Here is a 12,068-nt window from a genome sequence, read left to right as displayed (position 1 = left end):
AAGCTGCCAGGAACTTGTCCAAGGCTTGGGCAGCGCGGCGCCCGCATGGGTAGTCAAAGCCCTTGGCGTCGTCGCAGTGCTGACGTCTCTCGGGCGCGTCGATGCCATTGAAACGAATCCTTTGGCCTGCAATCTCTACTGTGTCGCCATCGATCACGGAGGCGCGGCCTTCCATGTGGCCAGGCAATGGTTCTGTCCAGTTTGTTATCGTGCTCTGTTGGCCGGCGATGCTCTGGATCGCGAATTGGGTAACTGCGGCGGCAAGCGTGCCGGCGCCGAGGAAGATCAGCCCCAAGAGGGGTCGCGGCAGCCGCCGTGACGGCATTCTTCTGCCGGCGCGCCTTCGCCAGCGGTCAGCCTGATTGGCGCCTTGATAACGGTGGCTTTTGCCCACGCCGCTCTCGCGGAAGAGAGAATGCCGCCATTCCGGGCGAGAGTCCAGAAGCTGCACTAGTCGGTCGGCAACTGGTCAACGCGGTGGGCACCGGCTCAGCCTTTCAACCGTCTCAACTATGGCCTTCGCAAGCGGGCATCAAGGTCCGCGTGAAACACCTCCGGGACGAGGAAGACCTTCGGCACGCCTCGCTGCAGGATTTTTGGGATGAAGACTAGAACGCCGTTTGTGTCTCCAAGACGCGACAACGCAAAGTTCACCGGCCCGGCCAAGCGCCGACTATTTGACAAGCGCGCAAATGGCGTAGGCTGTCAGCGTCCAAGCTGTTGGGGACGTAGCGGCTACATGCGCTTGTGCTACCCACCCTGGAGCTGGGGAAGTAACCGGCAAGCTCCTAGAAATTAGAGCATTTGAATTTGACGCGCTGGCACCGCCACCTATGACGACTTTTGGCTTGGGACACCAAGCCTGTGCGGATTTGTCTGGGCTTGTATCACTCGCGCTTGAATACTGCGTGATTTCCCAACCGCCGACGCCGTCCTTCCCCGCCGGACCCTCAGCCCCCATTGCACCTTTAGGTCCCTGCTTGCCGGGAAGACCTTTTGGACCGACAGGCCCTTGGGGCCCTGGGGGGCCTGCCGTTGTGCAACCTGCAAGAAGGGCGACGCATGCTAGAGTGATAATAATTCTCATGACCACCTCCCCGGTTTCCCGGTGAGTTGACGACAAAAAACATTCGCCAAATCAACCGAATGTACCACCACGCGATTGTCGTGGATAGGAACGCGATCGGCGGCTGACGGAACGTCGCATATGCGCCGTGACGACGGGCGGCCAGCAATCGTAGCGTAGAGTGTTGACGCGCCTTCCTTGCCCTAGGGCGGTCGGGTCGTTTCGGCGCTCTGATCATCCGCTCCTTAGAGAAATGCTTCGCCATCAGCACGGTCTTCAAAGCAGTACCAATGCGATGGTTTCCTAGGTTTGGCGAAACCCCATCCTGCATTTTTGCCGCAGCCGGGATGCTCGCGCCTATGGTGCTGAATGCCGGGGCGCGTGACAGGCTCCATTGCACCGGCAAGGCGGATCAGCTCGTCGCTCATCGGGATGCTTTCAAAGCAGCGAGCGTTGTGCAGGCGCCTGCAGCGGAACTTTGATCTGTGTGGCCGGCTTCTCGACATCACGAAGCGTCGTCGGCCGACGACCGCTGCAGCAGTTTCGCTTCCGACCAGGAGTTCCTCGGCGGCTCCCTCGACGTGGCTGACCCCATTGCGAATGCCCGGACGTTTCGTCTTCACGTAGACCGGTGGAGAAAACCAGAGAGGACCCATAAGGGGGAACTTAGAGCGGCAAGAGCCCGCCGACCAACCCCGCTTTAGCCGCAGCTAAGGGAACGATGTAGGCCATCGCGGGTTTAGAGGTGGCAGCGGGATTCTTCGTGGATGTGCAGCCGCTGTGGAGGGGTCCGTCGCCTCTCCCTCACCGGCGGCGGGCTCCTTTCGCGAGGGCGGTGTTGGTCAGAGGCACCTAGAACCTTGTACCGCATCCAATTTAGCTACTTGTCATTGGGGGAGTAATGTCCCCTCCTCTTTTGCAGCAGCCAGGAATGCCTTGCGGGCCTCCTCAGGTTCCATCTCGTCGAAAATCACGGCCATGCAAACGCGCACCGCGAGGTCCCAGCAAGGGCCACGCTTGGTCCACTTCATCAGCTCCTCGCCGGCAGTCTCGGCGTTGTTGACGTTGTGGATGATCCCGGGACGCTCGGTCTTGACCGGGACCGGAGGGTTGAACCAGAGGAGAGCCATACGTCACTCTTTGTCGGCCCGATCAAGTTCCTCCAGCAAATACTTTTGCTCAGCCGGCAGCTTCCGTTCTACAGGCAGATTTAGCAGCTTGCGAAGGTAATTGTGGATTACCTCTGCCTATTGAAAATGCCGCAGGACGGCGCGCCTCCGTTGCGGTGCCACAGTGACTGAAGTTGGCTGACAGCTACTCGCGACTGTCGAAAGCCACGCAGAGGCCCATGGCAGTTGCTGCCTCGACGATCGCCTCGGTTAGTTCTTCGTCGGAGGCCACCAAATAAGGCGCAGCCTCCCGAGCTTCGCGTAGTGCCGCTTTGATCGAGACCGTGTCGCCACGGTCCGCCCTGTTGAGGAGGCGGTTATTCGCGAAGATCGAACCCGACGAACAGGCCAAAGGCTGGGGCAACATTGACGATAAGCTCCACCAGCTCGCAGTCAGTTTCCGCCACATGTGGCCCGTCTCGGCGAACCGCTGCAATAGTCTCTTTGACGGAGATGATTTGGCCGCGACGGGCTTGTAGGATCAGCTCGTGAACAAGGTGTTTGGCAGTCACCTTGTCGGGTCGGCAGTTCGTCCAAATGTTCATACAAGGCCTCCTACCTCAGGGAGAACCCAAGGGAACATTCATGATCCTCTGTCGAGAAAAATCAAGAAGAATGTTTGATAACTTCTGAGTGGGAATCAGGGGGACAAGCCACGAAGCGAGCCTCTATACTCTTTGGACCTGACGCTCAGCCAGCCGGCTAGGGACCTTCTTCCGTCGGGCCCTGTTTGGCCCGATCAATAGCCGCAAGTAATGACTGTAGGGTTGGCGGCAGTTCTGGTTCGACCCCAGATTTAAGAACGTTTGTACGTGATGACGATAGCCTTCGGAACGGATCAGTTTCCGAAACGCTTCGGCGACAGACTGATGGTCTGCTTTGTTGCTCGTTGTCATGTTCGGGAAGTCCCTCCCAATGAGCCGCAACTCGCCCGCAACGAATGGGTTCCATCAGGAGGTCGGAATATTTGGAAGAAACTTCTGAGCGGGAGATCGGATAACTGGCTCGCGCGAAGACCCCCGTGACCCCTTCGTTTGCCGCAGCATTAATCCTCGCTCTTTGAACTGAAGATTCGTGTCGATCTAGCGTCGGTGTTGCAGATCGTGAACGTTGGAATGCTTCTGTCCAATGTTTGCTCACGCTGTGATGCCAACAGGGCAGGCTCTTGCGGCAGGGTGCCGCAAGGTCGCGACGAATGAAACGCCTGCCCAGTTCAACCCGCCCCACGTATTTCAAAGCTGCGGGGATCGATCTTCACCAAGCGGTCTGCGGCCTCGACCGCAGTTCGTAGCCTGCTGCACAGCGCGAGATTTTCGGCCAGCATTTCTTCAGTGCGTTGAAGCGCGAGCTCGGTCCGGTGAATGCGCTGCCTGGCATTGGCAACTTCCGATGTCAAAATATCGGCCGCTATCCCGTGGCCGTGGGGTTCCATAGTGTCCATCAGTTTCTAATACATGGGGGGCGATATCGTTCCCTGATGTCGGGCGAAACGGCGGGCCGCAGAAAAGCGCGATGGGCCGAATGACCAATGCGCGCCCTGTCAAAACAGCGCCGGAACAGGCGAACGGCTTCATCTGTCAAACGGCGATGCGATCCGGCCGGCCATGCCGCGCAAGCGCCTTGCGCAAGAAGCGTTTGGCCGCCACAGGTCGCGGTGTTCGCTGAAGAAGTACTCGACCGTGTCGCCGACCCTGTCGATGGCACGGTAAAGATACATCCAGCGACCGCGAACCTTGATGTAGGTCTCATCGACATGCCACTTGCCGGTGACGGTCCGCTTGCGCCGGTTGAAGCGCTCCAGCAGTTGCGGCGAGAAGCGGACGACCCAGCGATGCACTGTGGAATGATCGACACTCAAGCCGCGTTCGGCCATCATCTCTTCCAGATCGCGCAGGCTGAGAGTGTAGGCAAGGTACCAGCGTACGCACAGCAGGATCACCGACTGGTCGAAATGACGGCCCTTGAACATGACAAGCTCCTCGGCAATTGAAGAGCCTTCATGCCTCATGCGGTCTTGACGGAGAGTTTGCGACGGAACCGATAATCATGCCAGGCCATTGGCACTTAAATGAGAATCAACGCCAGCAACTTGCCGGCATCGCATTTGCCGAAGGTGCGTGTGAAATTCAAAGGAAGCACGGCCTTCACGATAATGCGATGGCATTTAATTTGAGAATCCGAACTTCCAGGTTCTCAAATTAAGTGCCAATCCTGACCGAAACGACTGCATTCTTACGGTTAACTGCCAAGCGACACGAGGTCCAGTTCGGCGAACTCGCCGGAAAATCCAAAAATGCCGCCGTGAAGGAGTTCGCCCGCAACATGGTCCACGACCACACGGCTACCAACGACAGGCTGAAGTCGCTCGCCGAGGCCAGCAAGATCCCGCTCCCGGCAGGGCTCGACAGCGATCACAAGCAAAAGCACGCCAGGCTCGAAAAGCTCACCGGTGCCGATTTCGATCTCGCCTACATCAGCGGCCAGATTTCGACCATCAAAGACAGTGCAGCTTCTCGAATGGGAGATCGGTTCCGGCCAGGATGCCGACATCCAGCACTTTGCCTCGGACGTCTTGCCGACGGGGCTGGAGCATCTGCGGATGACGCGCGACATCAGGGCGAAGCTGGTGAACCCATCGCTCGCCGACGCCGCTTTATGCCCGACTACGAAATAATGTTCGTGAGATCCATCCTGCGGCCGGAACAATCCTCGTCGCTCGTGGTTTGGATGCCACCAAACAAGGAGACCTCTGATGTCTGAATCGCGCGAATGGATGATCCAGTGGCTGAGAGATGCCCACGCGATGGAAGAGCAGGCGGAGACGATGCTGTCTGGACAGTTGAGCCGCATCGAGAGCTATCCGGAGCTGAGCGAGCGCATCCGCCTTCATCTCGAAGAAACAAGGCAACAGGCTTCCCGGCTGAAGACCTGCCTCGACCGTATCGATGAAGGATCGTCCACCGTGAAGGACGCGGGTGGCAAGCTCATGGCGCTCGCCCAATCCATCAGCGGCGTGTTCGCCGGCGATGAGGTGATGAAGGGCTCCCTCGCCAGCTACACTTTCGAGCACATGGAAATCGCCTCCTACACAATCCTCATCGCGGCGGCCAACGCCGAGGGCGAGACCGAAATCGTGCAGGCCTGCGAGCAGAACCTCCGCGAAGAGGAGGCAATGGCGGAGTGGCTGAAGAGCCGTCTTGGCCAGACAACCCAGACGTTCCTGACGCGGGCCGCCGCCGACAGCGACAGCGCCAAGCGGTGATGGCCGGGTTGGTTAGCGCGAGAAAGGCGACCCGCTCCTGACAGCCGGGACACTGGGTCGTCCAGGCTGCTCTTCCGTAGTTCTGGAGTTCCGGCGCTGAATTGTCGCCTAGTCGACCGCCGCGTGCTCCTCAAGCCGTCGCTGATACGCAATACCTACCGCAGCCGCGATGGCTAAACCCGCGGCACCAAGAAGGAGCTTGTCTCGCGTCTCCTGATCGCTCAGTGCGCCCTGGACAGCAGATGACGCTTGACCGGCGGCAGCGGCTGCCCCCTCGGCGGCCTCGCTGCCGGCCTGCCGCAATTCGTCGAGCAGATTCGGCGTCTTAGCGCCCAAATTCCGCACCTTCTCTTTGACGGCGCCAGCCGCTTCCTCCGCATGTTCCTTCACTGTTTCGGCCGTCTTGGCGCTCATTTCGCCGACCTTCTCTGCCAGATCGACGGATTGCTCCTTCAAGCGCTCTCTGGCGAAAGCGAGATGATCGACCTGCCCGTCCAAGCCCGGCTGAATTGAAGGCGTACGCAACAGGCTGAATAGTCCTGCTCCGATCAACGCGGTCGCGATTGGCGGACGGTGAAGGAACCGCCACGCGAGACCAGCCCCAATTACCAATGCGGCGCCAGGATTCGCGGCAGCCTTTGCCTTGAGATCCTCGATGATCTCCAGCGCCGTCGACTGCGCGGTCGATCTGGCTTTCGCGACCAGCGCATCCTTGGCCTCGAGCGCCTCTTGCTTCAGTTCGTCGGTAAACTCGGATACCGTATTTGGCGAGCGCAGCGTCGACAAATCTTCCGCGAGCCTTGCGCGGGCTGCCTCAACGTCGTGTTCGAGTTGGCGGAGATTTGCCTCGCCCATCACGAACCTCGCTTTCCGCTGGACTGGCCGGATCTGCCGGACCGGGAAGCACCCGGCCGTTGTGACTGATCCGAATTGGCCGATTTATCTATCGACCGGCCCATGCTACCCGGGGCCGATTGGCCGCGCGATACGCCTGAGGTCGCCGACGGCGACTCAGCCGACCCGGCTTGCTGTTCGCCCGACAAGGTGCTGCCGAACTCGCCAGCCACGTCGCTCACGACATCCTTGAGGCCATCAGCATTAAGGCCGCGCTCCTCGGCAGCGGTCCTGAGCCTTTCGCGCGCCTTCACCGTCGACTCCTTCAACCGTTCGCCGACTTTCTCGGCGCTGTTCGTCAACTGCTCTCCAGCTGGGCCGAGTGTCCGCTTTTCAAAATCCGTGGGGCGGAAGGCTGCAGCGACAGCTGCCCCTGTGGCGAGGCCGAGCAGCGCCAGCGTCAGTGGCTGCTCTTCGACTACGCGGTTCACCGTCTCTTGGAAAGTTGATTGGGCTCGTCGCGCGACCCGCTCCGATGTCTCAGTGACGTTGCGTCGCGCCTCGTCGACGTATTCCGACGCGGACGAAGCGTAAGCGCTGGCCGTGGCCGCGACCTTGCCGCCGAGGTCCGAGGCATGCTCCCGTGCATTGTCTGCCGTCTCCGAAGCGTCCTCCTCAATGCTTTTCCACCGGCGCCTCTGGCCGGCGGTGTTCGAAGACCTTGGGTGAACGCTTCGCTGGCCCTTGCTTCCGCGGGTTTCATCAGCGTGATCAAAGCCGCCGCTGGCCCATGCCCCCCCGCGGCGCATCAACAGCGCGCAGCCGGCTGCAACGAGAAGAAGACCTTCCGGGTTGTTTTTGGCGGCGCCGATGAGCCATTCCGCCGTTCCGATGTTGGTCGTATGCGCTTCGCGGCTCATGTTAGATGCTCCTTGGTTATCGATATATCCTGTTTGATCTGATGGATTGATCGCGTGGGCGTCATCTCCTTTTGCGCATCCATGCGGCCCTTGTAGTAGGCGAGCGCTCCAGCTGCGGCCACGACGCCGGCAACGATCAGGCAGGACCAGTGCATTACGATCCCAAAGCTAGCTATCCAGAAGACGACGGCTTGCACTGTCAGCAATCCAGCGATCAGCCCAAGCACCCCGGCAGCGGACATCCAGATGCCGGCCCGAAGCTTGGCAAAAACGTTTTCAGACAGCTCCGCCCGGGCCAGCCGCAGCTCCTTTTGCACGAGGTCGGCAAGATCCGCCGCGGCGTCGGATAGTGCTCGTGGGAGCGTGGAATTCTTGAGCTGATCATGTGCCATTAAATTCGCTCGCTGCTTGCCGGTTGCGCCCGCGCACGGGCTCATTGGAGCGCGACGACGCCGGCGACGCGCTCTTCAGCGTCCGAAATGTCAAGAACCCCGCAAGGGCAGCAAGCCCGAAAACCAATCCGGGCTGGCGCCTAGTCAAATCGGAGGCGGCGCGGACCAGCTGATCGACCGACTGGTCCCGCAGATCGTCTGCGTAACCATCGATCCTGTTCGCAAACGTACGAACCACACCGGCGACTAAGGGCGCGCTTTCGTCGAGGTCCTCGGCTGCGCGTTTCGTCGAACTCGCGAGCTGGCCCATCACCTCGGCACTGCTGCCGACCTGACGGTCTAGCATTTCCTTCACCTGGTTGGTAACTGTTGACGCACTATCCGAGGCCGCCTGCTTGGCCGTATCAACTGCTTGTTGAGCCATGTCGGAGGCTTTCGAGACCGCGTCGCTCACGGTTGCCCCAATGTCCTTGTTTGCAATGTCCTCAACAGGTGTTTTGGTCGCGGATTCTCGTTCGTTGTTTTGGCTGTTCATGGTTTCCTCCATTGACAGGCAAAACTGCGGCAAAACCCTTTAGTTCCGTGGAGCTGCTCAAAGAAGCTACCCTTGCGCGCGGATACGTCTCAGCACAGACCAAAGTGCTTCCACGAAATTGGCTTCCCGGCTGTTTCATAGGAGTCAACTATCACCGGTCTCGCTTCGCGATAATTGAGCTATCGGCAGCGATCCTTGTGGCAGCCCGGACCAAGGGGCGGTATTTCGCCGTCCAGTCATGCCCCCAGCGGTAGGGTCTCAGTTTGAATTTCGGCTGTGGGTGGAAGCGGACTGCTGAGACCGGGACCTAGCGGCTTGCCCCGCCACCAAAAGCCATTCGAAACCCAAGGGCAACGATGAAGAAGCCTGCGATCCGCTGCTGCCAAAGCTTCACGCGGGGCCGCGTCGTGATCCACGAACCGATGCTGCCCGAAGCCATGGCATAAGTTCCTAATACTAACGCGCCCGTCATTTTCTGGGTTTCGTCTAACAGGAGCTGTTGCAGGCTCACGGGCCCTCCATGCGGATCAACAAATTGAGGAGGAGGCGATCATGAAGGTGTTGGGCCAAGGGTTCACTAGGTTTGCGATCATTCCTTCCCGGGCTGCCGCAAGTCGACTGACTTGACGTGGGTCCTGCTGGGCTGCGGGCTTCCCGAACGTGAAGATCAGCCGTAGTCCTAGCCGAACGAGATAGGCTGCTCCCATCCATTGGAGCGTCGCGAAGCAAACGGGGACGCTCGTACGAGCTAGGAACGCCGACCGCGATAAGGGGAAGTTGCATCACGCCCGCGCCGGCTGTCGTCCCAGCCCAACTCGGCGCCCTGTCCAATCCACGCGCCATCACCAGCATGTTATCAGACCTCGATGGCATCTGCAGTATGATGACCGTTCGAACGAATGTTATCCAGATCGCGGGATCGATGAGCTTTCTCCTTTCGTAGTTGGACCCCTTGACCGAACTATAGCGTCCGCGTCGCTGGTCAACGACCGACATCGACACTGGCGAACGTCCGCACGTGGCGGTAAGTCGGGTCGTCAAGCCGAAATTCAAACTGAGACACCACGCCCCGGCGGGTTAAGAAGCGGAGGCCGTCGGCGTCTTTTATGATCTGCGTGCGGTAGCCGTCGAACTTGGCCGCGTGAATTCAATCTTTATCCTCGGGAGGATGGTCAACCCAGGGTCGGCATCTGAACCCCACGCCACAGGTGCGAACTAAATCGCGACCGCCCGACTTAGGTTGCGGAACATTTTAGCAAAATTGAATGTTTAGTGGAAGTGACAGCTATCGGAGCTTGGCCCGCCGATTGTCAACAGACGGCACGGAACAGCCGCCGAGCATGAGGCCTGCCATTTCTATATCTGCCCACGGTGCGGACAGGCTGTGGCATGCGCGACCTGCGCCAGGTGGTCTGGCACCAAAAGATCGAGCACGAGCCGCTTGAGATGGAGGCTTAGGCCATGCCCGCGAGTATGAAAGTCGACGATGAAGTTTCGCTCTCCATCACAATCCTGAAGGTTTTGGACAACGGCATGTCGAGCGTGAGCATACCCTCTTACAGCTTCCCCTTTTCAATCGACACACCGACCAGAGCAAAGGCCGGCCAGAAGGTCGACATCACAGGATTTGTGAGGCGGATCGATGACGCGAAGGGCAGGTTGACGGTTCGGATCGAAGGCGGAGGGCTCGTCAGTGCCGATATCGAAGCACTATCACGTGGGCCGACAGCGACAGTCCGCAAGTCTCGGTGACATCCAAACCGACCCCATCACGCCTGTGCGCTCCCCGTTTTGCTGCAACCAGTCGCCGGCTCGCGCCTCGACAGCCGCTTCGTCCGCAGCCGGCGGTTTGGCGTTCGAAGCGCTATTCACGAGTGATCGGGGCCGGAAGTTCTGTTTGTGTAAACCCTCGTTCTCCGCGACTTGATGCGCTTTCGGCGCCGCTCCGTTCGGCCGAGCGGCCCAGCGTGTCGGCCATCGCGGCACCTCGCGCGCCGATCGGCTGCGGCGCGCCGGTCGTGGTGTCCTTGGCCGTCTGGTGTTCCATCTCGGAGTTGAGCTCGGCTCCGACGATCAGGATCATGACTGAGATCCAGGTCCACATCATGAAGCCGATGACGGCGCCGAGCGTCCCATACGTCGCGTTATAGTTGGCGAAATTCTCGAGATAGAAGGAAAACCCGATCGAGGCGGCAAGCCACACGACCGTCGCGAGGCCGGCGCCCCAAGTCAGCCACCGCCACGTCGCTTTCTCGCGGCTGGGACCGTAGCGGTAGATAAGCGTGATACCTGCCGCCACCGCGACCAGCATCACGGGCCAGCGCAGGATTTTTATCAGTGTCTCCGTCCAGCTGCCCAGATTGAGGAGCGCGAGCGCCGCAGGGACAAGCCCGACCGAGACCAGGAACGCGATGCCGATGAAGATGGCGCCGAGCGTGAAGGCCAAGGCCAGCAGATTCAACCGGACGACGCTGCGCTTTTCGGTCTCCTCATAGGCGATGTTCATGGCTTCGAAGATGATCTTGATGCCGTTGTTGGCGCTCCAGAGCGCGACGGCGAGGCCCAAGATGAAGCCGAAGGTCAAAGTGCCGGTATTCTGTTGGGCAAGGGATCCAAGCTGTGACCGGATAAGATCGAGCCCGCCCGACGGTAGAACGCCGCTGAGGAAAGCGATGTGCTCGGCGATTGTTTTGGGATCGGCGACGAAGCCGTAAATCGAAACGAAGGCGGCAAGTGCAGGAAACAGCGCCAGAAGCAGGTAGAACGTGGTTCCTGCTGCGATCAGTGGGACTCGGTCATCGCTTACTTCAGCTATCACCCGCCAAAGGATGTCTTTCCAGCCTTTGGTCGGAATCTGCGTGGGCCGCACCGCATCTCGCCCGCGGCCCGGCTGCTGCGCCCGCCGCCCGCTATGCACCTGTTTTGCGTGGAAATTGTTGGGCTTCTCGTTTGCCATGGCTCCGGTCCGCCTGTCTATTCGTCATGTAACGTGCAGGTCGGCCAAAGGATGCAAGCTGCAACTGCCGAGACCCCGCGCGCGGCTCTACTTCGCGGTCGGTCATGAACGCCTCTCGATGGCCGTTTGGGTATACCTCATGGCATCTGGCTCAGAATTAGGGCAAGCGGATAGCCCCATAGGATTAGGGCAAGCGGATAGCCCCATAGGCTGGGTCAGAAATACGCCGCAGCAACCGTTTGGTTGTGGTGGTAGCGAAACTGCCCATTGTCGGACGGTGCAAAAATCAGACGCAAAACAGTCGCTTTAATCTTTAATCCGGGACTTTTTGCGAAAACCAGGCCGCCGGAATCGACGCTAAGCGGAAGCTCGCTTGCTCCGGGTCAATTCACCGCCATGACCCTGAGCTGCCCTTCAGTCCAGTCTCGCCGTTGCCCGCAATTAACCCATCTCGGCCATTCGCGGCATAGCCAGAATGACTGAGTTTTACCCTAGTCTTCCTCCCGAAAATCCTGCAGCGAGGCATGGCGCAGATTCTCCTCGCCGGAACGAATAATCACTTGCGGCCGAGGAGTATGAAACGTGCGGTGCCCCCGCCGCGGCGACAGCCTTCGCTATTCCTTCTTGTCGACCAGCGCCCGTAGTGCCGAGACGTCATGCAGCAATAACCTGCTGCCGCGCTTTTCGATCAGGCGATCGCTCATTTCGCGCGAGACCGCTTCCCTGTGCGTGCTCATCGTTGCCGCCAGCTCGGAATGCGTCGGTGCCGGGCTTATGGACACCTCGCCGTCCACGAGTGCGGCTTTCTCCGCCCGATGCAGGAGCTCGACGATCAGCCGTTTTCGCACGACCAGAGTGCTGTATTCGAATACCCGCTCGGTCATGCGCCGGAGCTGGGCAGACAGATGCTCAAGCAGCATCCAGGCAAAAGTCG

General features: G+C 59.7%; 15 protein-coding genes and 1 pseudogene. 3 read left to right on the top strand and 13 right to left on the bottom strand.

The window, feature by feature from the left end; translation table 11 throughout:
* From NKJ20_RS33155 to NKJ20_RS33130, 6 genes and pseudogenes are all read right to left on the bottom strand, one after another.
* Positions 1 to 394: thermonuclease family protein (locus tag NKJ20_RS33155; protein WP_352749808.1), on the bottom strand; the 394-nt coding region annotated here is incomplete at its 3' end.
* A gap of 917 nt (positions 395 to 1,311) precedes the next feature.
* Complete coding sequence (locus NKJ20_RS33150) at positions 1,312 to 1,494, bottom strand: hypothetical protein (protein WP_352749806.1); 183 nt, start codon at positions 1,492 to 1,494, stop codon at positions 1,312 to 1,314.
* A gap of 459 nt (positions 1,495 to 1,953) precedes the next feature.
* Positions 1,954 to 2,196: a DUF982 domain-containing protein gene (locus NKJ20_RS33145; protein WP_352748782.1), complete on the bottom strand. Its 243-nt coding sequence runs from the start codon at positions 2,194 to 2,196 to the stop codon at positions 1,954 to 1,956.
* A 356-nt stretch (positions 2,197 to 2,552) separates the two neighbouring features.
* The gene (locus tag NKJ20_RS33140) at positions 2,553 to 2,780 is read right to left on the bottom strand and encodes a hypothetical protein (RefSeq protein ID WP_352450352.1); all 228 of its coding nucleotides are present in this window, start codon (positions 2,778 to 2,780) and stop codon (positions 2,553 to 2,555) included.
* 668 nt (positions 2,781 to 3,448) lie between these two features.
* Complete coding sequence (locus NKJ20_RS33135) at positions 3,449 to 3,667, bottom strand: hypothetical protein (protein WP_352749804.1); 219 nt, start codon at positions 3,665 to 3,667, stop codon at positions 3,449 to 3,451.
* 148 nt (positions 3,668 to 3,815) lie between these two features.
* A pseudogene (locus NKJ20_RS33130) lies at positions 3,816 to 4,204 on the bottom strand (IS6 family transposase); the annotation flags it as partial.
* Between the two features lie 233 nt (positions 4,205 to 4,437).
* On the opposite strand from NKJ20_RS33130, the gene NKJ20_RS33125 reads away from it, so the two are divergent.
* Positions 4,438 to 4,995: a DUF4142 domain-containing protein gene (locus NKJ20_RS33125; protein ID WP_352450350.1), complete on the top strand. Its 558-nt coding sequence runs from the start codon at positions 4,438 to 4,440 to the stop codon at positions 4,993 to 4,995.
* Positions 4,988 to 5,497, top strand: coding sequence for a ferritin-like domain-containing protein (locus NKJ20_RS33120; protein ID WP_352450349.1), 510 nt, complete (start codon positions 4,988 to 4,990; stop codon positions 5,495 to 5,497). Before NKJ20_RS33125 ends, NKJ20_RS33120 begins: the two co-directional genes overlap by 8 nt.
* Before the next feature lie 108 nt (positions 5,498 to 5,605).
* Here the strand turns inward: NKJ20_RS33120 and NKJ20_RS33115 are convergent, their stop codons facing one another.
* From NKJ20_RS33115 to NKJ20_RS33095, 5 genes are all read right to left on the bottom strand, one after another.
* A complete protein-coding gene (locus NKJ20_RS33115) occupies positions 5,606 to 6,352 on the bottom strand; it encodes a hypothetical protein (RefSeq protein ID WP_352450348.1) in 747 nt (248 codons plus the stop codon).
* Complete coding sequence (locus NKJ20_RS33110; RefSeq protein ID WP_352749802.1) at positions 6,352 to 7,251, bottom strand: hypothetical protein; 900 nt, start codon at positions 7,249 to 7,251, stop codon at positions 6,352 to 6,354. The genes NKJ20_RS33115 and NKJ20_RS33110 overlap by 1 nt, the downstream gene beginning before the upstream one ends.
* A complete protein-coding gene (locus NKJ20_RS33105) occupies positions 7,248 to 7,643 on the bottom strand; it encodes a phage holin family protein (protein WP_352450346.1) in 396 nt (131 codons plus the stop codon). Before NKJ20_RS33105 ends, NKJ20_RS33110 begins: the two co-directional genes overlap by 4 nt.
* Positions 7,633 to 8,178, bottom strand: a complete 546-nt coding sequence (locus tag NKJ20_RS33100; RefSeq protein WP_352749800.1) for a hypothetical protein — start codon at positions 8,176 to 8,178, stop codon at positions 7,633 to 7,635. The genes NKJ20_RS33105 and NKJ20_RS33100 overlap by 11 nt, the downstream gene beginning before the upstream one ends.
* Before the next feature lie 307 nt (positions 8,179 to 8,485).
* Entirely contained in the window at positions 8,486 to 8,689 is a 204-nt protein-coding gene (locus NKJ20_RS33095) for a hypothetical protein (RefSeq protein ID WP_352749799.1), read from the bottom strand.
* A gap of 950 nt (positions 8,690 to 9,639) precedes the next feature.
* Between NKJ20_RS33095 and NKJ20_RS33090 the strand changes: the two genes are divergently transcribed.
* A complete protein-coding gene (locus NKJ20_RS33090) occupies positions 9,640 to 9,930 on the top strand; it encodes a hypothetical protein (RefSeq protein WP_352450343.1) in 291 nt (96 codons plus the stop codon).
* A 112-nt stretch (positions 9,931 to 10,042) separates the two neighbouring features.
* Here NKJ20_RS33090 and NKJ20_RS33085 read toward each other — a convergent pair whose 3' ends face one another.
* Positions 10,043 to 11,134 (bottom strand): YihY/virulence factor BrkB family protein, encoded by a 1,092-nt coding sequence (locus tag NKJ20_RS33085; protein WP_352749797.1) that lies wholly within the window; start codon positions 11,132 to 11,134, stop codon positions 10,043 to 10,045.
* Between the two features lie 614 nt (positions 11,135 to 11,748).
* The coding region (locus tag NKJ20_RS33080) for a helix-turn-helix domain-containing protein (protein WP_352749796.1) at positions 11,749 to 12,068 on the bottom strand (320 nt) is incomplete at its 5' end.

Origin of the sequence: Mesorhizobium sp. M0185, assembly GCF_040322175.1 — a bacterium.
Taxonomy (GTDB): domain Bacteria; phylum Pseudomonadota; class Alphaproteobacteria; order Rhizobiales; family Rhizobiaceae; genus Mesorhizobium.
The sequence above is the reverse complement of the archived record's forward strand: the minus strand, read 5'-3'. Positions and strand labels throughout refer to the sequence as shown.

What these genes read in the sequence shown, in the direction of transcription:
- NKJ20_RS33150 (WP_352749806.1), bottom strand. Translation starts at nt 1,494, where the DNA reads ATGAGCGACGAGCTGATCCGCCTTGCCGGTGCAATGGAGCCTGTCACG.
- NKJ20_RS33145 (WP_352748782.1), bottom strand. Translation starts at nt 2,196, where the DNA reads ATGGCTCTCCTCTGGTTCAACCCTCCGGTCCCGGTCAAGACCGAGCGT.
- NKJ20_RS33140 (WP_352450352.1), bottom strand. Translation starts at nt 2,780, where the DNA reads ATGAACATTTGGACGAACTGCCGACCCGACAAGGTGACTGCCAAACAC.
- NKJ20_RS33135 (WP_352749804.1), bottom strand. Translation starts at nt 3,667, where the DNA reads ATGGAACCCCACGGCCACGGGATAGCGGCCGATATTTTGACATCGGAA.
- NKJ20_RS33120 (WP_352450349.1), top strand. Translation starts at nt 4,988, where the DNA reads ATGTCTGAATCGCGCGAATGGATGATCCAGTGGCTGAGAGATGCCCAC.
- NKJ20_RS33115 (WP_352450348.1), bottom strand. Translation starts at nt 6,352, where the DNA reads ATGGGCGAGGCAAATCTCCGCCAACTCGAACACGACGTTGAGGCAGCC.
- NKJ20_RS33110 (WP_352749802.1), bottom strand. Translation starts at nt 7,251, where the DNA reads ATGAGCCGCGAAGCGCATACGACCAACATCGGAACGGCGGAATGGCTC.
- NKJ20_RS33105 (WP_352450346.1), bottom strand. Translation starts at nt 7,643, where the DNA reads ATGGCACATGATCAGCTCAAGAATTCCACGCTCCCACGAGCACTATCC.
- NKJ20_RS33100 (WP_352749800.1), bottom strand. Translation starts at nt 8,178, where the DNA reads ATGAACAGCCAAAACAACGAACGAGAATCCGCGACCAAAACACCTGTT.
- NKJ20_RS33090 (WP_352450343.1), top strand. Translation starts at nt 9,640, where the DNA reads ATGCCCGCGAGTATGAAAGTCGACGATGAAGTTTCGCTCTCCATCACA.
- NKJ20_RS33085 (WP_352749797.1), bottom strand. Translation starts at nt 11,134, where the DNA reads ATGGCAAACGAGAAGCCCAACAATTTCCACGCAAAACAGGTGCATAGC.